This is a genomic window from Streptomyces sp. NPDC048185 (genome assembly GCF_043202495.1).
GTDB lineage: Bacteria > Actinomycetota > Actinomycetes > Streptomycetales > Streptomycetaceae > Streptomyces.
Map to the genome: position 1 here is coordinate 70137 of NZ_JBIDAN010000005.1, position 18574 is coordinate 88710.

19 protein-coding genes are annotated in these 18574 nt (G+C 74.0%); 9 read left to right on the forward strand and 10 right to left on the reverse strand.

Annotated elements, in window-relative coordinates; genetic code table 11:
• The 3 genes from ACGF3H_RS16295 to ACGF3H_RS16305 are packed head-to-tail and all read right to left on the reverse strand — an operon-like array spanning position 1 to position 1717.
• Positions 1-726 carry a metallophosphoesterase gene (locus ACGF3H_RS16295; protein WP_362500528.1) on the reverse strand — a complete coding sequence of 242 codons (726 nt, stop codon included), beginning with the start codon at positions 724-726 and terminating at the stop codon, positions 1-3.
• Positions 726-1022, reverse strand: coding sequence for a BON domain-containing protein (locus ACGF3H_RS16300; RefSeq protein WP_362500529.1), 297 nt, complete (start codon positions 1020-1022; stop codon positions 726-728). The genes ACGF3H_RS16295 and ACGF3H_RS16300 overlap by 1 nt, the downstream gene beginning before the upstream one ends.
• A complete protein-coding gene (locus ACGF3H_RS16305; protein ID WP_362500530.1) occupies positions 1019-1717 on the reverse strand; it encodes a nucleotidyltransferase family protein in 699 nt (232 codons plus the stop codon). Before ACGF3H_RS16305 ends, ACGF3H_RS16300 begins: the two co-directional genes overlap by 4 nt.
• Positions 1718-1862: 145 nt before the next feature.
• On the opposite strand from ACGF3H_RS16305, the gene ACGF3H_RS16310 reads away from it, so the two are divergent.
• Entirely contained in the window at positions 1863-2171 is a 309-nt protein-coding gene (locus tag ACGF3H_RS16310) for a hypothetical protein (protein ID WP_362500531.1), read from the forward strand.
• Positions 2172-2198: 27 nt separating this feature from the next.
• Here ACGF3H_RS16310 and ACGF3H_RS16315 read toward each other — a convergent pair whose 3' ends face one another.
• Positions 2199-3377, reverse strand: coding sequence for a PP2C family protein-serine/threonine phosphatase (locus ACGF3H_RS16315; protein WP_362500532.1), 1179 nt, complete (start codon positions 3375-3377; stop codon positions 2199-2201).
• Between the two features lie 167 nt (positions 3378-3544).
• On the opposite strand from ACGF3H_RS16315, the gene ACGF3H_RS16320 reads away from it, so the two are divergent.
• Positions 3545-3958 carry an SRPBCC family protein gene (locus tag ACGF3H_RS16320; protein ID WP_362500533.1) on the forward strand — a complete coding sequence of 138 codons (414 nt, stop codon included), beginning with the start codon at positions 3545-3547 and terminating at the stop codon, positions 3956-3958.
• A gap of 103 nt (positions 3959-4061) precedes the next feature.
• On the opposite strand, the gene ACGF3H_RS16325 is transcribed toward ACGF3H_RS16320, so the two are convergent.
• From ACGF3H_RS16325 to ACGF3H_RS16335, 3 genes are all read right to left on the reverse strand, one after another.
• Complete coding sequence (locus tag ACGF3H_RS16325; RefSeq protein ID WP_362497465.1) at positions 4062-4451, reverse strand: peptidase M23; 390 nt, start codon at positions 4449-4451, stop codon at positions 4062-4064.
• A 61-nt stretch (positions 4452-4512) separates the two neighbouring features.
• Positions 4513-4887 (reverse strand): SH3 domain-containing protein, encoded by a 375-nt coding sequence (locus ACGF3H_RS16330; RefSeq protein ID WP_362497468.1) that lies wholly within the window; start codon positions 4885-4887, stop codon positions 4513-4515.
• Between the two features lie 136 nt (positions 4888-5023).
• The gene (locus ACGF3H_RS16335; RefSeq protein WP_362497471.1) at positions 5024-5866 is read right to left on the reverse strand and encodes an MBL fold metallo-hydrolase; all 843 of its coding nucleotides are present in this window, start codon (positions 5864-5866) and stop codon (positions 5024-5026) included.
• 1317 nt (positions 5867-7183) lie between these two features.
• Between ACGF3H_RS16335 and ACGF3H_RS16340 the strand changes: the two genes are divergently transcribed.
• A complete protein-coding gene (locus ACGF3H_RS16340) occupies positions 7184-8461 on the forward strand; it encodes a cation:proton antiporter (protein ID WP_362497473.1) in 1278 nt (425 codons plus the stop codon).
• A gap of 344 nt (positions 8462-8805) precedes the next feature.
• A complete protein-coding gene (locus tag ACGF3H_RS16345) occupies positions 8806-9237 on the forward strand; it encodes a hypothetical protein (RefSeq protein WP_362497476.1) in 432 nt (143 codons plus the stop codon).
• An 82-nt stretch (positions 9238-9319) separates the two neighbouring features.
• On the opposite strand, the gene ACGF3H_RS16350 is transcribed toward ACGF3H_RS16345, so the two are convergent.
• Positions 9320-10474, reverse strand: a complete 1155-nt coding sequence (locus ACGF3H_RS16350; RefSeq protein WP_362497478.1) for a S1 family peptidase — start codon at positions 10472-10474, stop codon at positions 9320-9322.
• A 213-nt stretch (positions 10475-10687) separates the two neighbouring features.
• Between ACGF3H_RS16350 and ACGF3H_RS16355 the strand changes: the two genes are divergently transcribed.
• From ACGF3H_RS16355 to ACGF3H_RS16375, 5 genes are all read left to right on the forward strand, one after another.
• The gene (locus ACGF3H_RS16355; protein ID WP_362497481.1) at positions 10688-11179 is read left to right on the forward strand and encodes an SRPBCC family protein; all 492 of its coding nucleotides are present in this window, start codon (positions 10688-10690) and stop codon (positions 11177-11179) included.
• Positions 11172-12791, forward strand: a complete 1620-nt coding sequence (locus ACGF3H_RS16360) for an NAD(P)/FAD-dependent oxidoreductase (RefSeq protein ID WP_362497483.1) — start codon at positions 11172-11174, stop codon at positions 12789-12791. Before ACGF3H_RS16355 ends, ACGF3H_RS16360 begins: the two co-directional genes overlap by 8 nt.
• A gap of 32 nt (positions 12792-12823) precedes the next feature.
• The gene (locus ACGF3H_RS16365) at positions 12824-13705 is read left to right on the forward strand and encodes an SDR family oxidoreductase (protein WP_362497485.1); all 882 of its coding nucleotides are present in this window, start codon (positions 12824-12826) and stop codon (positions 13703-13705) included.
• A 107-nt stretch (positions 13706-13812) separates the two neighbouring features.
• On the forward strand, positions 13813-14301 hold the full coding sequence (locus ACGF3H_RS16370; protein WP_362497488.1) for an MSMEG_6728 family protein: 489 nt from the start codon (positions 13813-13815) through the stop codon (positions 14299-14301).
• A gap of 96 nt (positions 14302-14397) precedes the next feature.
• Positions 14398-15336 (forward strand): DMT family transporter, encoded by a 939-nt coding sequence (locus ACGF3H_RS16375; protein WP_362497491.1) that lies wholly within the window; start codon positions 14398-14400, stop codon positions 15334-15336.
• Here the strand turns inward: ACGF3H_RS16375 and ACGF3H_RS16380 are convergent.
• Both ACGF3H_RS16380 and ACGF3H_RS16385 read right to left on the reverse strand, forming a co-directional pair.
• Positions 15300-16787: an MFS transporter gene (locus ACGF3H_RS16380; RefSeq protein WP_362497727.1), complete on the reverse strand. Its 1488-nt coding sequence runs from the start codon at positions 16785-16787 to the stop codon at positions 15300-15302. The two genes, ACGF3H_RS16375 and ACGF3H_RS16380, sit on opposite strands and share 37 nt — an antisense overlap.
• Before the next feature lie 294 nt (positions 16788-17081).
• Positions 17082-18404, reverse strand: coding sequence for a lipase family protein (locus ACGF3H_RS16385; protein WP_362497494.1), 1323 nt, complete (start codon positions 18402-18404; stop codon positions 17082-17084).
• Positions 18405-18574: the final 170 nt, after the last annotated feature.

Sequence of the window (18574 nt, forward strand, 5' to 3'; positions counted from 1 at the left end):
TCAGGTCCCGCCCAGTTGGTAGACGTTGAAGGCCCGGCGGATCACCGGCTGGGCCACGTTGCGCACCCGCACCCCGCCCGCCGTCATGCCGTGTTCCGAGCCCAGGTGCGCGTGACCGTGGACCGCGAGGTCGGCGCCGGCCGTGTCGATCGCCTCGGCCAGCAGGTAGCTGCCGAGGAAGGGGTGGATCTCCGGCGGCTCACCGGCCAGCGTGTCGGCCACGGGGGAGAAGTGCGTCAGGGCGACGCGCGCCGCGCAGCCCTGGTCGTCCAGCTCCTTGAGCGCGGCGTGCAGGCTGTCCGCGGAGCGGCGGGTGGTGCGCACGAACTCCTTCATGACCGGCTCGCCGAACTCACCGGCGCTGCGCCCCACGAAGCCGCCGCCGAACCCCTTGGTCCCGGCGATCCCGACGCGGTTCCCGGCGCACTCCACCACCGTCGCCCCGCCCTCCAGGACCGTCACACCGGCGTCCTGGAGGATGGCGGTGACCTTCTCGGGCTGTTCGTCGTGATGGTCGTGGTTGCCGAGGACGGCCACCACCGGCACCGGCAGACCGCGCACCTCCTGGGCCACCACCCGGGCCTCCTCCGGTGTGCCGTGCCGGGTGAGGTCCCCGGCGAGCAGCAGCAGGTCCGCGCAGTCGGGCAGGGTCTCGAAGGCGGGCCGCAGCAGTCCCTGGCTGTCGAGGCCCATGTGGATGTCTCCGACGGCGGCGACGCGGATCATCACAGCTCCTCGGCGTGGTCGGGGCGGGTGGTGTCGGCCACCACGATGTCGCTGTGCACGGTGAGCCCCGCCAGCTCCTCGCGGACGATGCGCAGCAGGGTCTCGCGGCACTGGGCGGAGGGCACCGTGCCGGTGACCGCGACGGCCCCGGCCCGGATCTCGGCCCGCACCCCGAGCTCGCCGAGCTCTTCCGCGGCGAGCCGGTCCTGCAGGTGGGCGACGCGGTACTCGACATTCCCGGCGGCGGGCACGGGGCCGCTCGCGGCGGGTCCCTGGTGTCCCACGGGGTCGCTCATCGGTGCTCCTCCTTCGCGGGGGAGGCCGGGGAGATGATCTCCAGCCGTTCGAGGATGAAGAAGAACGCGGCGGGCATCGGCGCGTCGCCGCAGTCGCGGCGCAGCCCGTCCCAGTCGATCTTCTCCCGCAGCGTGCGGGCGATGGGCAGCACCGCTCCGAAGTCGCAGTGGTGTTCCGAGAAGGCGGCCAGCAGACCGCGCAGCAGGTCGGTCGGTGACAGGACCGGCATGAGCACCGAGTCGACGGAGAGTTCCTGGGCCCGGTCGAGCAGGTCCGCCGTGACCGGCTGGTGAGCCAGTTCGAAGATGAGGTCGACCTGCTGCCCGAGGCAGTTGGCCTTCAGCAGCCAGTCCTCGGGCGGCGTGTACACCTCCAGGCCCGCTTCGCGCAGGGTGCGGGCGACGGCCTCCGCGTCGTCGGGCCGGATGCAGAAGTCGACGTCGTGCTGGAGGTTCTGGGTGCCGCCGTGCGCGTACACGGCGACGCTGCCGGCGAGGGCGAACGGATGCCCCTCCTTCTTCAGGATCGAGCCCACCTGCTTGGCGGCCTGGAGGATGGCCTGGTTGCGGTCGACCGGGAGCTCCTCGCGGAGTGCCTCGTCACGCCCGGCCGGCCGGGCGTCCCCCGCCGCCGGGCGGAGTGCGGAAACACCGGCGCGCCGATCGAGAACGTGATCGTCGGCGGGCTGCGTCATCGTTGTCCCCTCTCCGGGATGTCGCCTTCCACGGACCGGACCGGTCGTCATCGCGTTGCGGGTACCCGGCGCGGCACCACCGACACGAAGGCCCTGTCGCTCGCCTGCCCGGGAATGCCCGGCGGATCCCGGGCACCCGCACGTCATGAACGAGCAGCAGGGACGGCAGCAGGACGACGCCGACCGCCGGACCGTCGAACGGCTGGTGGCGGCATGGCTGGAGGAGACCGGGCGGCACGACCCCGCCGCCGCCCGGGAGGCCCGCGAAGGCTGGGAGCGTGGAACCCTGCCGGAGCGGGCCGCGCAGGACCTGGCCACCTGGGTCACCGCGCGGATCACCGACACCGGCTTCTCCGAGGACGAGGGGCCGTACGTCGAAGGGCCGGTACGCATCAGTCCGTCGGACAAGGAGACCGTGCGGAGCTGGCTGCGGGACCGGGGACATGCCGTGTGAGGTGACCGGCGGGGACCGGGGCGGGCGTCACTCGCCCTGGGGCCGCCACTCGAACATCAGGAGTGTGGCATCGTCCCGCAACCGGTTCTCCTGCGCGTCCAGGATCGAGTGGATCAGGTGGCGCATCGACTCCGGCGCCAGCTCACCGCCGGCCGTGGCCCGGATGACGTAGTCGGCGAACCGTTCGAGACCCATCAGTTTCGCCTCACGGGTCCGGGCCTCGATGACGCCGTCGGTGTACATCAGCACCCGGTCCCCGGGTTCCAGGGAGATCTCGTGCATCCGGCGCGGCTGCGAGGTGAGCAGGGACGGCATGCCCATGGGCGGATCGGCGTCGCGCTCCATGGCGTCCACGATCAGCCGGTGGTCGCGGATGAGGATGGGCGCCGGGTGGCCGCAGTTGGACCACCGCAGCACCCCGGTGGCCAGGTCCAGCTGCGCGATGACCGCCGTGCAGAACTTGTCCGGCAGCCAGCGACCGAGCGCCTCGTCGACGGACTGCACGAGCTCGGGCAGGTCCGCGCCGCTGCGCCGGGCGTTGCGGCAGGCCGCCAGCGAGACCGCGCTGGTGAGTCCGGAGGCGAGGTCGTGCCCCATGGCGTCCAGGACCGTGACGTGCAGCGTCGTCTCGGTGAGCGAGTGGTCGAAGGCGTCGCCGCCGATCTCGTAGGCGGGCTCCAGGACGGCCGTCGACACGACCTGGGCGTTGCCGATGGTGCGTGGTGGCAGGAAGGCGCGCAGCATCTCGGAGGGCAGCTGCATCCTCTCGGTGCGGGTGCGCCGCACGTACGAGTCCTCGTACGCCCGCTTCGAGGTGATCATCATCGCCAGCAGGGAGGCGAGCGCCCTGCCCCGGGTCAGCGTGGCCGATGTGAGCGCCGTCTGGTTCACCGCCAGCACGCCGAGGCGTTCCGCGCCGTCGAGCAGGGGGAACCAGGCGGTGACGCCGCCCGCCGCGGACTCCTCCACCCGCAGCGCCTGCGTGCGGTACGCCCAGCCCGCCAGGGAACCGTCGACGGGGAGCGCCGAGGCCACGTCGGTCTGCGGGACGAGGTGCCGCTGCTGGAGGTCGACGAGGTACACCACGGCGTGCTGCAGTCCGAGCGCCTTGGCACAGCGGGCCACGGCGGTGGCCAGGTCGAGCGTCAGGTGGGCCGGGTCGGCGAGGAAGTCCAGCAGCGCGTCGCTCGCCTCAGACGTCGACACCTCGTCTCCCCTCGTCGAGTGACCGCCGGGTCGGGCGCACTGCGCAGCAGTCTGGCACCGCGTACCGCGGCGCGCGCGCCGGGCGCACCGTCCGCGCGACGCTTCGGCCGTCGCAGACCGGGCACGCGGTCCGTCGGACGACCACGAGCGCCGAGGAGTGGTGCCCCATGACCGAGTACGAGCGTTCCCGCACCGTGCCCGCCCGGCCCGAGCAGGTCTTCGACCAGGCCGCGGACGTCGGTCGGCTGGACACCTGGCTCCCGCGGGAGCTGCACGTGGAGGCGGAGGAACCACCCGCCGTCACCGTCCACGAGGACGGCAGCGGCCAGGACACCTCCGCGCTGCTGAGCGCGCGGCCCGAGCAGATGCGGCTCGAGTGGGGCACCCGCGACCAGGGCAGTTACGCCGGCTGGCTGCAGGTCGCCGGACTCGACGCCGGGACCAGCGAGGTCACCGTGCACCTGTCGTTCTTCGACGGCAGCCACGACCCGGGCGGACAGGCGGTGGCCGACGCCCTGGACACCAGCCTGCGGCGCCTGGAGGAACAGGTGCGGCTGCGCACGGACGACGCGGCCGGCTGACCGGGCGGCCGGCTTGTCCACCTCCACCGTCGGAGACAAGCCGTACGGACGCGTGCGGGGCGGGCCGGTGGCCCGGCCCGCCCCAGGTGTGCTCCGGCGCCCGTCAGCAGTCCGGCACGCCGGCGATCTTCTCGCCGCCGCGCAGGTACAGGTTGTTCACCCAGGCGAGGTCACTGCCCGCGAACTCCTGCACCGCGGTCCACCAGCTGTTGCCGCCGACGGCCGGGTCGTGGACGTACTGCCCCCGCGTCTGGCAGACGGCGTCCAGCCAGTAGTGCGAGCGGACCGCCAGCACGTGGGAGGCAGTGGTCGGCTGCTCGCGCAGGTTGACGTCGGTGGCCCAGACGTAGACGTCCGTGAGTGCCGGATCGCCGCCGCTCGGCGCGGCCGGCGCGGCCTCGGCCGTGGCGGTGAGCGCCCCGGCGGTGAGCGCGGCCGCCGCCAGCACGGTGGCGGAGCGGCGCAGCAGTCGCTTCATGTGTGCGTCCCCCATGATGTGTTCCCCCATGTGATCGGTCGTGCGGGCCCGGTGGGCCCGGTGGCGGGCGTGCCGGTCAGCAGGTCGCGGAGGCCGGCAGGTCCCCGTACTCGTCGCCCTTGAGGTAGACGACGCTCACGTAGCCCTCGACGAGCTTCACCCAGACGTCGTTGGTGTAGCCGTTGTCCCGGATGGTCTCGCCGTGGGTCCAGCAGTACGCGCCGCGCGGCTGGCCGGCCGCGACGGAGCCGACCTTGTCGTAGGAACGGGCGGGCCCGGAACGGACGTTGACGGTCTCGTAGGGCTCGACCGCGTACGGTGCGGCCAGGACCCGGTCGCCGCCCCGGCCGGCGTCGGAGGCCGCGAGGGCGGAGGTGGCGGTGAGCGGGCCGAGCAGTGCCAGCGCCCCGGCCCCGACGAGCGCGACCCTGGTGAACGGGCGAACGGTCATGTGTGAATCCCCCTGTCCCGAAGTGCAGCCCCGCGCCGCCCGGCTGTCCGGACGGTGTCGGCGTGCACTCGGCACTGTAGGGAGAAGCGGCGCGCAAGGGTCCCTGACAAGTCCCAGGGCCCCGGCGGTGCCCGCGTCACGTCACGACGGGGGGTCCTCCGCCCGGGCGGAAGGTCGCGTGCTGGCCGTGCCGGCAGTGCACGATCCGGTCCGCGAGCCCCCTGCGGTCGGCCTCGGCGAGGAAGGCGTCGAGCGGTGAACGGAAGACCGTGTAGTCGCCGTAGTGCACCGGCAGGATCCGGCGGGGGTTCAGGCGCCGTGCCAGCTCCGCGCCCTGGCGTCCGTCCATGGTCACCAGGAAGCCGCCCGGCAGCGTGGTGCCGCCCAGGTGCAGCACCGCCAGGTCCAGGTCGGGGAAGCTGCGGGCGATCTCGTCCAGGCCGTCGAAGAGCAGCGTGTCTCCGGACACGTAGAGCCGGTGCTGCGGCGGCCCGTCGGCCGGACCGAACTCCAGCAGGCTGCCCATCACCGGCGGCAGCAGGCGCCGCAGCGCGGGATGGCCGGCGTGGCGGCCGGGCAGCGCGGTGACGCGGGCCTGGACGTCCCCCTTCCGCACGGTCTCCTGCTGCCAGGTGCGCAGTCCCACGGCCCGGTGGAACCCGTGCAGGCCCTGGAGCCGGCGGGAGGCGTGCGGGGTGGTGACGATCGGCAGCGACCGGGACAGCCGCCGCCGGGCCACCCGGTCCCAGTGGTCGCCGTGCAGATGGGACAGCAGTACGGCGTCCAGCTCCGGCAGATCGCGGGGGTCGAGGGCGGGCTCCGTCAGGCGGCGGCTGGTGAGGCCGTGGCCGAGGTAGGCGCGTTGCCCGCGGTGGAGGAAGTTCGGATCGGTCAGCAGGTGCAGCCCCCGGTACCGGAGCAGCACGGTGGCGTTGCCGATGAAGTGGATCCGCAGACTGTCGTCGGGGGACGAGGACATCGGCGTGCTCCTGTCCGGGCGTACTCGTCGGACCCGGCCGGTCCGGATCCTCGTGGAAGCGGGGGGTACCCCTGGCTCCGGCGTTCACCCGGGCACGTATGCGCCCCTGGCGTGCCGTCACCCGTTCGCGCACCGCCGGTGCGTGCCGGGCCGCTTCCACCGGGCGGAACCGGCGCCGGCAGGGGTCGCCGTCGGACGAGCACCGCGAGGCCTGTCCGGCTGCGTCGACGTCATGTCAGACACCCACCGGTGTGGGGCCGATCGGCTGATCGTTTGTAGCCGTCCGGGTGCCTCGTAGGTCCTGAGGGGCGAACCGGGCGTCACCCGAATGGCCTCCGCACGCTACTGGTGTCCGCCGATCCGGTGTCTCCTGGAGTGTGTCAGCGGCGTCCAGGCTGGGAGGCCGGTCATGTACGAAATGTGCGTGGGCCCGGAGAAGACGGGCGGAGCTTTGGTGTGGCACGTGATGGCCAAACAGGCCGCGGCCACACTGTGCGGACAGAAGCTTCGCGAGCGTATCGAGGCATCCGACGGTGAAAGGGCGCGTCACTGCCCTGACTGCATGGCTTCGTTCGAGAGGCTGATGACAGCTGCACCGTGCTGACGTACCGTCCGCAACCTCGCCCGCCCCGCCGCATCCCGCGGCGGGGCGGGCGGCTTGTGGCCGGGTTGGGGGGTGCTCCGACGACCACGCGCATCGCGTGGTGCACGGCCCCCGGCCAGGGAAGGCGCGGGCCGTGCCGGACGCGCGGAATCCCGCGTCCGGCACGGCGGGTGTACCGGACGCGGGAGCCCCGAGCCGGCCGCGGCACACCCCTCGGCGCGGTGCCGCCTGCCGCCGCGCACCGCACCGAGGCAGTGCGGATGTGCGGCGGCCGCGATGGGTGTCGGCCACCGCGGGATGTGGGTGCCGTCCCCGATGGCCGCCCGGGGGCTGTGCGTGTGACCGTGGAACCGCGCCGCGCCCTCGGGAAGCCCGGGGCCGGTGACGCCACGGGGGAGCCCGGCCCTGCCGCCCGTTCGGGGCTGATGCCGGCTGCCCGGTCCGGGAACACCGGCCACGCCCGGCGTCGAGGCGCACGGCGCCGGCGGAGGCGTACCCCGGCGGGCGCCCGAAGCACCGGGCCGGTACCGGCCGGTGCCCCCCTCGTCGCCCCGTCCACGACCTCGCGGGTCCGGGTGCGGCGCCGCCCCACCCGGCGGCCGACGGCGTGCGAGCGCAGGACGGCCGACCGCGTCACACACGAAGGAGAATGCGCATCACTTACCGTCGACCGAAGCCCTTCCGACCCTCCACGCGGCCCGAGGCGGTGGCCCGTGGGACACGCTGACACCCTGCTCGCCATGGGCGGCGCCTTTCTGGCCGCCGCGTTCCTCGCCCGCCTCGGCGGCAGGATCGGACTTCCGACGATCCCCCTGTTCATGCTGGCCGGCATCCTGCTCGGCCCCCACACGCCCGGCTTCGTCCTGGTCGAGGACGCGCACGACTTCGAGATGCTCTCCGCGCTCGGACTGGTGCTGCTGCTCTTCTACCTGGGGCTGGAATTCCACCTCGACGACCTCAGGAGCGGCGGCCGGCGGCTGCTGACCGCGGGCGGCATCTATCTGCTCCTCAACGTCGGCGCGGGCCTCGGTTTCGGCTTCGCGCTGGGCTGGGGAGTGCGGGAAGCGCTGGTGCTCGCAGGTGTCCTCGGCATCTCCTCCTCCGCGATCGTCACCAAGATCCTCATCGACCTGGGCCGCATCGGCCGCCCCGAGACGCGTCTCGTCCTCGGCGTCATCGTGGTGGAGGACATCTTCCTCGCGCTGTACCTGGCCGCGCTCCAGCCGGTGATAGCGGGCGCCCACGGCGCCGCGGACACGGTGCTGCAGGCCGGCAAGGCGTTCGGGTTCCTGCTGGTGCTCGCGGCGGCGGCCCGCTGGGGCACCCGGCTCGTGGGACGCCTGATCGAGACCCGCGACAACGAACTGCTCGTCATCAGCTTCCTCGGCGCCGCCGTTCTCGTCGCCGGCATCTCCGAACTCCTCGGCGTCGCCGACGCCATCGGCGCCTTCATGGTGGGTCTGATCCTGGCCGGCACCCCCTCGGGACCGCGGATCCGGGAACTGGTGCATCCGCTGCGCGACGCCTTCGCGGCGATCTTCTTCTTCGCCTTCGGACTGGCCATCGACCCCGGCGATCTCGCCTCCGTCGCCGGGCCGGTCGCCGTGGCCACGGCGCTGACCCTCGTCATGAACGTCGTCGCCGGACTGTGCGTGGCCCGCGTGTACGGCTACGGCTCCGAACCGGCGGCGGAGATCGCCACCACCCTGGTGGCGCGCGGGGAGTTCGCCCTGATCCTGGCGGCCATGGCCGCCGGCGCGGGACTCGACGGACGGCTCGCCCCCTTCATCGCCGGCTACGTCCTCGTCCTCGCCGTCCTCGGCCCCGTCGTCGCGGGACGGGCGTCCGTCCTCGCCGGCGCCCTCCGCGCCGGGCGGCGGCTGCTGCCGGGCGGCCGGGCCCGGGAACGTCCGGTGCCGGGCCGGCCTGAAGGGGACGCGGCGGCCGACGACGCCGCAGCGGTTCCGGCGCACGCGGACGCCGAACGGTAGGGAGCCGGGGGCCGGCGACCGGGGGGGAGAGAGAGACCGGCTCAACTCGGTGCCCGGTGTCGTTCCTGACCGCTCGTCGCCCACCACCGCTCCGCTGCCGACGGCTCGGGCACCGGCGGCCACCACACACCGGCGCACGGTCCGGCGCACGTGACGAGGCGCGGGGAACTGGGCGACCAGCCCCCACCGGCCCCGGCCGATGGACGGCCGACAGGGGGTCCGCGTCGGTGCGCCGAGGGCCGGACCACCCCCGGCCCTCGGCTCGCCCCCTGCCCCGGTGGGACAATCTGCCCGCGGGGCGGCGTCGTGGCCGTGGCCGTCCGGGAGCGGAAGGAGCCGTGAGCATGATCGAGTGGGTCCCCCTGGGCAGCGGTGCCAGACCCGTTCCCCGGCCCGTCGCGGCCCCGCTGGTGTGGGCGGGAGCCTTCGCCGGCGCGCTCGTCCTGGTGGCACTGCTCAACGGCACCGTGGGCTCCGGGCGCCCCGGACTCGCGCTGGCCGTGCTCTCCCTCCTGGCGGCCCTGCTCGGGCTGTGCGCCCGGTTCACCGCCGCCCCGGGCACGGCGGTCCTGTGCTGGCTGTCCCTCAACGGTTTCGCGATACCGCCCGCCGGTGTGCTCACCTGGGCCGGACGCCGGGACGCGCTCTGGCTCGCCTGCCTCTTCGGCGCGGCCCTCGTCGGGACCGCCCTGGCGCGGCTGGTCCACGCCCGCGCCGCCTACCGCCGGCTCACGGCGGGGCCCGGCCCCGGGACGACGGCACCGGGCGACATGTGACGCTCGGCGTGCGGCGCGCATCCGTCCGGTGCGGGAAGGCCCCGCCGGCTGCCCGGCGGGGCGCTCGTACCGCTGTGTCCGCTCAGGCCGTGTGCAGGGTGAGCCCGTAGCGTCCGAGGATCTCGTTGACCGGCTGGAACCAGGTCTCCCCGCCGCCGGAGCAGTTGCCCCAGCCGCCGGAGGTGACGCCCTGCGCCTGGTCGCCGCTGATGAAGGAGCCGCCCGAGTCTCCGGGCTCGGCGCAGACGCTCGTCTTCGTCATCTGGTGCACGGCGCCCTGGCTGTAGTTGACCGTCTCGTTCTTGGCCAGCACGGTGCCGCAGTGCCAGTGGGAGGTGGAGCCGGAGCGGCACACCGAGGCGCCGACCGGTGCCTCGTTCGAGCCGCGCACCAGCTGGTCGGGGACCGTGCCCCAGCCCAGGACGACCGGCACCGTCCACCAGCCGCTGCCCACACTGACCCAGGCGTAGTCGTTGTCCGGGAACGAGGAGCCCTGGAACGTGCCGACGTACGACCGGTCCCAGCCGCTGACTCCGGCGCCGGCCCCGCCGCAGTGTCCGGCGGTGACGAACCCGCCGTGCACCGAGAAGCCGATGGAGCAGCGGACGTTGCCGGTGTAGTACGGGTCGCCGCCGACCGTGCCCGCCGCGAAGGTCCGCGGGGCGGACGGCACCGTCCGCACGGTCACCGGGCCGGCCGCGCGGGCCCGGGTCACGAAGCGGAGGACATCGTTGTCGGCGCGTTCACCACCGACGACGTCGACGACCACCGCGCCGGCGGCCGGGTCGACGTGCCAGCCGCTGACGCCCGCGGGGGCGTCCAGCCGGTCGACGCGCCGCTTGGTGGCGTCGAGCTGCCGCGCGCTGTACTCGACGGTGCGGACCTCGGCGCCGGTGGAGCGGACGGCGCGGACCGTGGCCGGTGAGGCGTCCGAGGTGACCGCCACGGTCAGCCGCCCGCGGCCGGCGTCGAACCACGAGCCGCCGAAGGCGTCACCGGCGGCGCGCTGTGCGGTGGGGGCGATGTCGGTGGCGTGCCGTTCCGCCGCGAGCCGGTCCTCGGCCTGGGCGCGGGTGAGGCCGAAGTCCCGCTGCATGGCCTGGAGGAGACCGGCCGAGGCGGTGGGGGAGCCGGCGGGCGAGCCGGTCGCCGCGGCCGGCAGCGTGCCCGCCGCGGTCCAGCCGCCGAGGACGAGGAGGGTGGCCAGTCCGCAGTTCCTGAGTCTGTTGCGTCTCACAGGGGTGCCCTTCGTCGTTCCAGCGAGGTGGGGGTGGAACAACCGCGGTCTGAGAGCGCTCTCAACGGGTTGTCTCGAGCTTAGCCACGTCTTCTTATCAGGTCCATGCCAATGCAGACCGTTTTCCGTGCCGCCCCCGTCGGCCCTGGTTGGCCCCTCGAGGACGGGGCACTCAGTGCTGAGTCCTGCCAAGTTTCGGACGTGGAGGCGTGCGTGGCGGTTCGGCATCGGTTGATCAAGACGACCCCGCAGGCGGTGTGGGAGGTCCTCGCGGACGGCACCCGATACGCGGACTGGGTCGTGGGCACGTCGTCCTCCGCCCCCAAGCGGGGACAGTGGCCGCAGGTCGGCGCGGCGATCACCTACGAGGTGTCCGTCGGGCCGCTCACCTTGCGCAACGAGACGGTCGTCAGACGCTGCGAGGAGAATTCCGCGCTGGAGCTCGAGGCGATCGCCGGGCCGCTCGGCACGGCACGGATCGCGATCGAGCTCCGCCCCTGGGGCGAGCAGTGCCTGGTGATCGTGGACGAACACCCCCTGCGCGGCACCGGCGGACTGCTGCACAACATGGGCGTCGAAGCGCTGATCCAGCTCAGGCACCGGGCCATGCTGGCCCGGCTGGCCAGGCTCTGCGAGGACGGAGCCGGTGAGCAGCGCCGGCCGGACCCGGCTCCGGCGCCCGAACCGGGAGCCGGCCGTGCCTGACGCCGTCGTGATCGGCGCCGGCCCCAACGGGCTGGTCGCGGCCAACCTCCTTGCGGACGAGGGCTGGACCGTGGAGGTCCTGGAGGAGCAGCCCGAACCGGGCGGTGCCGTGCGCCACGACAGCGAGGTGGCCCCCGGCTTCGTCAACGACCTGTTCAGCTCCTTCTACCCGCTCGCCGCGGCCTCCCCGGTGCTGGCCGGACTGCGGCTGGAGAAGCACGGGCTGCGCTGGGCCCACGCGCCCCACGTGCTCGCCCACCCCCTGACCGACGGCACGTGCGCGGTCCTCGACCGCGACGTCGGCACCACCGCCGCCTCCCTGGACGTCTTCGCGTCCGGAGACGGCGCCGCCTGGCACCGCCTGCACGCCGTCTGGGACCGCTACCGGGCCGACATCCTCGACGCCCTGTTCACGCCCTTCCCGCCCGTGAAGGCCGCCGCCCGGCTGGCGCTGCGGCTGCGCGGCGCGGGCGGGCTGCGACTGGCCCGCACCCTGGTGCTGCCGGTGCGCCGCCTGGGCGAGGAGGAGTTCCGCGGCGAGGGCGGCAGACTCCTCCTGGCGGGCAACGCCCTGCACGCGGACCTCGCGCCCGAGGCCGCGGGAAGCGGCGGCTTCGGCTGGCTGATGTCGATGCTCGGCCAGACCTACGGCTTCCCCGTGCCGATCGGCGGCTCCGGCGCCCTCACCGAGGCGCTCGTGCGCCGGCTGCGCTCCCTCGGCGGCACCCTGCGCTGCGGGCAGCGCGTCGACCGCGTCGTCGTCCGCGACCGGCGGGCGGTCGGCGTGCGCACCGCCGGCGGGGAGACGGTCGCCGCCCGGCGTGCCGTCCTCGCGGACGTGTCCGTGCCCGCCCTGTACGGGACCCTCGTCGACCCGGCGGACCTGCCCGGCCAGGTCCTCGCCGACCTCGAACGCTTCCAGTGGGACTTCGCCACCTTCAAGGTGGACTGGGCCCTGGACGGCCCCGTGCCCTGGCAGTGCGCCCAGGCGGCGGGGGCCGGGACCGTGCACCTGTCCGACGGTCTCGACGAACTGACCCGTTTCGCCGCCCAGATCGCCATGAGGCAGGTCCCCGACCGCCCCTTCGCGCTGTTCGGGCAGATGACGACCACCGACTCCTCCCGCTCACCGGACGGCACCGAGTCCGCGTGGGCGTACACCCACGTCCCGCAGGACATCCGGGGCGACGCCGGCGACGAGGGCATCGGCGGCAGCTGGGACGCCAAGGAGCAGGAACTCATGGCCGACCGGGTCGAGCGCCAGGTGGAGCGCTTCGCCCCCGGCTTCCGCTCCCTGATCCGGGCCCGCCGCATCCTGGCCCCGCCGACCCTGCAGTCGATGGACGCCAACCTCCACGGCGGCGCCATCAACGGCGGCACCACGGCCATGCACCAGCAGCTCTTCTTCCGGCCCGTGCCCGGCACCGGGCGGCCGGAGACCCCGGTCACCGGCCTCTACCTCGCCTCCGCCGGAGCGCATCCGGGAGGCGGCGTGCACGGCGCGCCCGGCGCCAACGCCGCCCGTGCCGCGCTGCGCCAGCACCGGCTCGCCGGCCTCAGCCGGGTCCAGCGCGTGCTGACCCGCCGCGACCGCACCGGAGACAGACGATGACCACCCCGGCGACACGGAGGAGGGGACGACCGGTGACCGGAAGCCCGCTGTTCGACCGCACCGTCGTGGTGACCGGTGCCGCACGCGGACTGGGCGCCGCGCTGGCCGGGGAGTGCGCCCGCCGGGGCGCCCGGCTCGCGCTGCTCGGCCACGAGAAGTCCCGCCTGGACGCCGTGGCGGCGGCCCTGCCGGGCCCGGCGCTCGCTCTGGAGGTCGACGTCACCGACGCGGCCGCGCTGGACACCGCGGCGCACGAGGTCCGCTCCCGGCTCGGACCGCCGTCGGTCGTGGTGGCCAACGCCGGCATCGCCGAGGGCGGGCCGTTCGCCGGCTCCGACCCGGACGAGTGGCGCCGCGTCATCGACGTGAACCTGACGGGCAGCGCCCAGACCACGCGCGCCTTCCTGCCAGACCTGTTCCGGACGTCCGGTTACCACCTCCAGATCGCCTCCACCGCTTCGCTCGGCGCCGCCCCCATGATGAGCGCCTACTGCGCGTCCAAGGCGGGCGTCGAGGCCTTCACCCATGCCCTGCGCGCCGAGGTGGCGCACCACGGGGTCGCCGTGGGCCTCGCCTACCTCAACTGGATCGACACCGACATGATCCGCGACGCCGACCGGTACGCCGTCCTGCGCGAGCTGCGCGCCCACATGCCGCCCCCGGCCCGGCGCACCTACCCCGCCGGCTTCGTCGCCGCCCGCCTGGTGCGCGCCGTGGAACGCCGGAGCACGGCCGTGTACGTACCCGCGTGGCTGCGGCTCGCGCAGCTGGCACGCCCCGCCCTGCCGGCCGCGGTCATGCGGGTGTCCCGCCGTGAACTGCCCGGGCTGGAGGCCGCGGGCGACATGAACGCCACCGGCCCGCTCGGGGCGGGCGGCCGGGCCGACCGCGCGGCGGGGGAGTCCCGGGAGTAGCGCCGTGCGGTCCGGCACGGGGGTCCGGTCCTGCCCGGCGCCGGCCCAACGACGCCGGGACCCGCGTCGCCGCGTCTGTTCCCCGGCCGAACCGGAGGAGGACCGTCATGCAGACCTTCCTGCCGCACCCCGGCTTCCGGGAGTCGGCGCTCGCCCTGGACCGCCGCCGGCTGGGCAAGCAGCGGGTCGAGGCGCTCCAGGTGCTGCGCGGCCTCACCGTGCCCGGCTACGGCTGGCGCCGGCACCCGGCGGTGCGGATGTGGACCGGCTACGAGGAGGCCCTGGTCCGCTACGGCCTGGAGATCTGCCGGGTCTGGCGGGAGCAGGGACACCAGGACAGCTGCGCCGCCCAGCTCGTCGCCGGGCTCGCCGCCTCCCACCCCGGCACCGCGGTGCGCGACCAGCCGGAGCTGGCCGCCGCCGGGGAGCTGCCGCCCTGGCTCGGCGACGACGCCTTCCACCGCAGCCACCGTTCGGCCCTGGTGCGCAAGGACCCTGACGTCTACGCCGGAGCGTTCCCGGGCGTTCCGGACGATCTGCCCTACGTGTGGCCGGCCTCGGACCGCGACCCGGAGGAGGGTGCCGGGGGAGCGTAGTCCCCGGTGCCGGCGCCGCCCCGCTCGGATTGGTCCCCGATGGCGCCCGGGAAGTGGACCTCGTGACGGACCGCCCCGCTTCCTAACGTCGAGGCCATGAACGCCACCACCACGCGCGGGGCCCTGCTCGCCGCGCTCGCCTGTGTCCTCGTCGGAGGCTCCTTCACCGCCAACAGCCTGCTCGGCGACTATCCCTACGCGGGCGGCCAGTTCCTGCGCTACGGCCTGGCCTTCCTGCTGCTCGTCCCGCTAGTCGGCCCGGGTGCCACGGCCCGGCTGCGCACGCTCGGGGCCGCCCGGTGGCTCCGGCTGGCCCTGCTCGCGGCCGTCGGCATGGTCGGTTTCAACCTGGCCGTCCTCGCCGCCGAACGCACCGCCGAACCGGCGGTCCCCGGTGTCTTCGTCGGCTGCGCGCCCGTGGTCGTGGCCGTGCTCGTCCCCCTGCTGGAGGGGCGCCGGCCGCAGCGGGGCGTGCTGTACGGGGCGTCCTTCGTGGCCGTCGGGGCGTTCACCGTCCAGGGCTGGGGGCGCACCGACGGCGCGGGCATCGCCTTCTCGGTGTGCGCCCTGGCCGGCGAGGTCGGGTTCGCCGTGCTCGCCGTGCCCGTCCTGCGTCCCCTGGGCCCGCGGCTGCTGTCCACGGTGGTGTGCGGGATCGCCGCCGTCGAGTCCGCGCTCGCCGGCGTGCTGCTCGACGGTGCCGGATGGCTGCGGCGGCCCGGCGCGGTGGAGGCGAGTGCGCTGCTGTGGCAGGCGGCGGTGGTCACCGTCGTCGGGTTCGTGTGCTGGTACATGGGCATGCAGCGCATCGGGGCCGAGCGCGCCACCCTGTTCTCCGGCCTGATCCCGGTCGCCGCCGCCTGCACGGCCCCGCTGGTCGGCACCGGTTCCTACGGTGCCGCGCAGGCCGCGGGCAGCGCCCTCGTCTTCGCCGGGGTGGCGGTGGGGTCGGGGGCCCTGGCCGCCCGGCCGGCCCGGCGCGGTCGCACCCGGCCGGATCACCGGCTCGCGGAGCGCTCCTTGGAGAAGCTGTAGAGGTCCTTGGACGTGCTGATCAGCTCCCGCCGTTCGTGCTGGGAGCCGACCATGGGCTGCGAGCCGTGCAGCGGCACCTGGGCGCTCTCCGGCAGGAACCTCACCGTCACCAGGCCGATGACGCCGGCCGCCATCAGGTAGTAGGCGGGCATGAGCTCGTCTCCGGTGATGCTCACCAGCGCCTCGGTCACCAGCGGCGTGGTGCCGCCGAAGGCGGCGACGGCGAAGTTGAAGCCGATGCCCATGGCCGCGTAGCGGACCGCGGTGGGGAACAGGGCGGGCAGGGTGGCCGCGCTGGGGGCGGCGAAGCAGGCCAGCAGCGTGGACAGGATCAGGACCCCGAGGACGGGCGCCGCAGTGCCGTCCGACTTCAGCAGCAGGAACGCCGGCACGGCGAGGACGATCATCGCGGCGGCGCCGACGGCGTAGAGCGGACGGCGCCCGACGTGGTCGCTGAGCCGGCCGAGGAAGGTGATCAGGACGACGATCCACAGCATGCCGATCAGCACCAGGACGTCGGCGAAACTGCTGGAGCGGTCCAGGGTCTCGGTCTGGTACGTCGGCAGGTAGCCGGTGACCATGTAGTTGGTGACGTTGTAGAGCAGCACGATGCCCATGCACAGCAGCAGCGGGCGCCAGTGGTCCTTCACGATGGTCTTGAACTCGCTGCCCGCCGACTCCTGGGCGAGGCTCTTCTCGTGCTCGTCGAGCTGCTGCTGGAAGGCCGGGGACTCCTCCAGCTTGAGCCGCATGTACAGGCCGATCACGCCGAGCGGACCGGCGATCAGGAACGGCAGCCGCCAGCCCCAGGAGAGCATCTGGGCGTCGCTCAGCCACAGGTTCAGGGCGGTGACCAGGGCCGACCCCAGGGCGTAGCCGACGAAGGTGCCGAAGTCGAGCCAGCTGGAGAGGAACCCGCGCCGCCGGTCGGGTGAGTACTCGGCGACGAAGGTGGTGGCCCCGCCGTACTCGCCGCCGGTGGAGAAACCCTGGACCATCCGGGCGAGCAGCAGCAGGATCGGGGCCGCGATGCCGATGGTGGCGTAACTGGGGATCAGGCCGATGGAGAAGGTGCCGGCCGCCATCATGATCATGGTGGTGGCGAGCACCTTCTGCCGTCCGACGCGGTCCCCGAGGGGACCGAAGACGAGGCCGCCGAGCGGGCGCACCACGAAGGCCGCGGCGAAGGTGGCGAACGACGAGATGACCTGGGCGGCCGGGGAGGCACCGGGGAAGAACACCTTGCCGATGGTGGCCGCCAGGTAGCTGTAGACACCGAAGTCGAACCACTCCATGCAGTTGCCCAGTGCCGACGCGCCGACCGCGCGTTTGAGCAGGGGCTTCTCGACGACCTGGACGTCCTCCTCGCGGAAGGCCCGCTTGTTGCGGCGGAGCCGGCGAGCCAGCTCCTCCCGCACCTGGTGCGGCAGTGCCGCGACCGTGCTCGGCATCTTCACCCGGCCGAGGGGGCCGGACGGGCCGTCAGGCTTGGCGTCCGTCACGCTGCTGCCTTTCTGTTGCTCCACCACGTTTCGCCTGAGCGAATTCTGCGCCGCAATGATCGTCCGGCGCATGCCAGAGCTGCTGCCCGTGTTCGCGCGGGTCACACCGGTGTGCGGGTGAGACCCGGCTCCCCGAGCACGGAAAGGCGTCCACTCCCGTTTGCGGCCTCGAACGCATGGGCGAACGCGCGCGCACCCCGGCGATCGGTCGTCCGGGGTGCGCGGGTGAGGGTGCGGGGACGCTCAGGGCTGTGCGGGCATGGTCCAGCAGTTCGAGCCGGCCGGTTTGCCGTCCAGCCGGTCGGTGAGCCACGAGATGGCCGTGCCCTGGTCGGTGAGCAGCGGCGCGGCGTGGTTCAGCAGGCCGCTGCCGACGCCCGGCAGCAGCACCGGTGCGTAGGTGACCTGGCCGCCCCTGCGGCACCAGTCGACGGCCAGCCGGCGGGCCTGCCCGTGCGGGACGAGGTCGTCGCTGACGCCCGTGGCCACCCGCACCGGACCGCTGGGCTTCGAGGTGCCGATGCGCTGCCTGTCGAGGAACGCCCGGAGCGCGGGCTCGGCCCGGACGATGTCGCCGAGCGACTGCCCGGTCTTCGTCCAGGCTGCGCTCTCGTCGCCGCCGTAGGAGAAGAGCGCGTCGCCGATGCACATGGTGGACAGGTCCTCCAGCGCCTTCTGGCCCGCCGTGTTGACGTACCGGTCGGCGATGGGCCGCAGCGACGGGTCGCTCTGGAGGAAGCCGTTGAGCGACCAGCCCAGCGCGCCCGCGAGGTCGCTGCCGTCGATCGCCTCGGTCACCTTCGCCAGGTCGGCGGGTGGTGCGCCCGCGTAGGTGCCGGCCAGCTCGACGTCCGGGGCGTAGGACGGCTGGAGTTCGGCCGCGGCGGCCGTCGCCCCGCCGCCCTGGCTGTAGCCGAACAGGCCCACGGGTGAGTCGGCGGTGACCGACGCGGAGTCCAGGGCACGCGCCGCGCGTACCGCGTCCAGCACCGCATGGGCCTCGTCCACGCGGTTGACGTAGGTGTGCAGCCGGTCGGTGGTGCCGAGGCCCGCGTAGTCCGTGACGACGACCGCGACGCCGCGCGCCAGCAGCCGGTAGACCGACAGGTCCTCGTAGCCGACCGAGACCGTCTCGCCGTTGAGTTGCAGCGGGTGTTCCAGGCCCATCGACGCGGCGCACTGGTCGCCCTGACCCATGGTGCCGGGGGCGACCACGACCAGCGGTCGCGGCCCGTCGCCGTGCCGGGCCGCCGGCTCGATGTAGGCGCCGGTGACGGCGACCGGCTCGCCGTTCGCGTCCGTGGACTTGTACATCAGGCGGGTCGCCCGTCCCGGCAGCGGTCCGCCGATGCTGGGCAGGCTCAGGGCGAGGCGGAGCGGCTCGCTGCGGATCAGGGTGCCGTCGGCGTCGGGCAGCGTGGACGGCGGGGTGTAGAAGGCAGGGATCTCGACACCGCGGGACACCACCGCGGCGGGACCGTCGGTGGCGGCGGCCGGGACGGCCTGGGCGCCGAGCGCGAGAGCCGCGGCGACGGCCGCGGCGAGCATGCGGGGGCGTGAGGGCATGGCGTACCTCCTGGGGAAGGACCGGGCCGGTCGTCCGCCGGTCCGGTGGGGCAGGGGCCGTGGTCGCGCTGCTCCTGTGGGGTGTCGGGACCGTAACCGGACGCGGGTTACCGTGGGTAGCAGTCGGCTGGTTACGGTTCAGTAACTTGACACTTCGTCTCACAACGCTC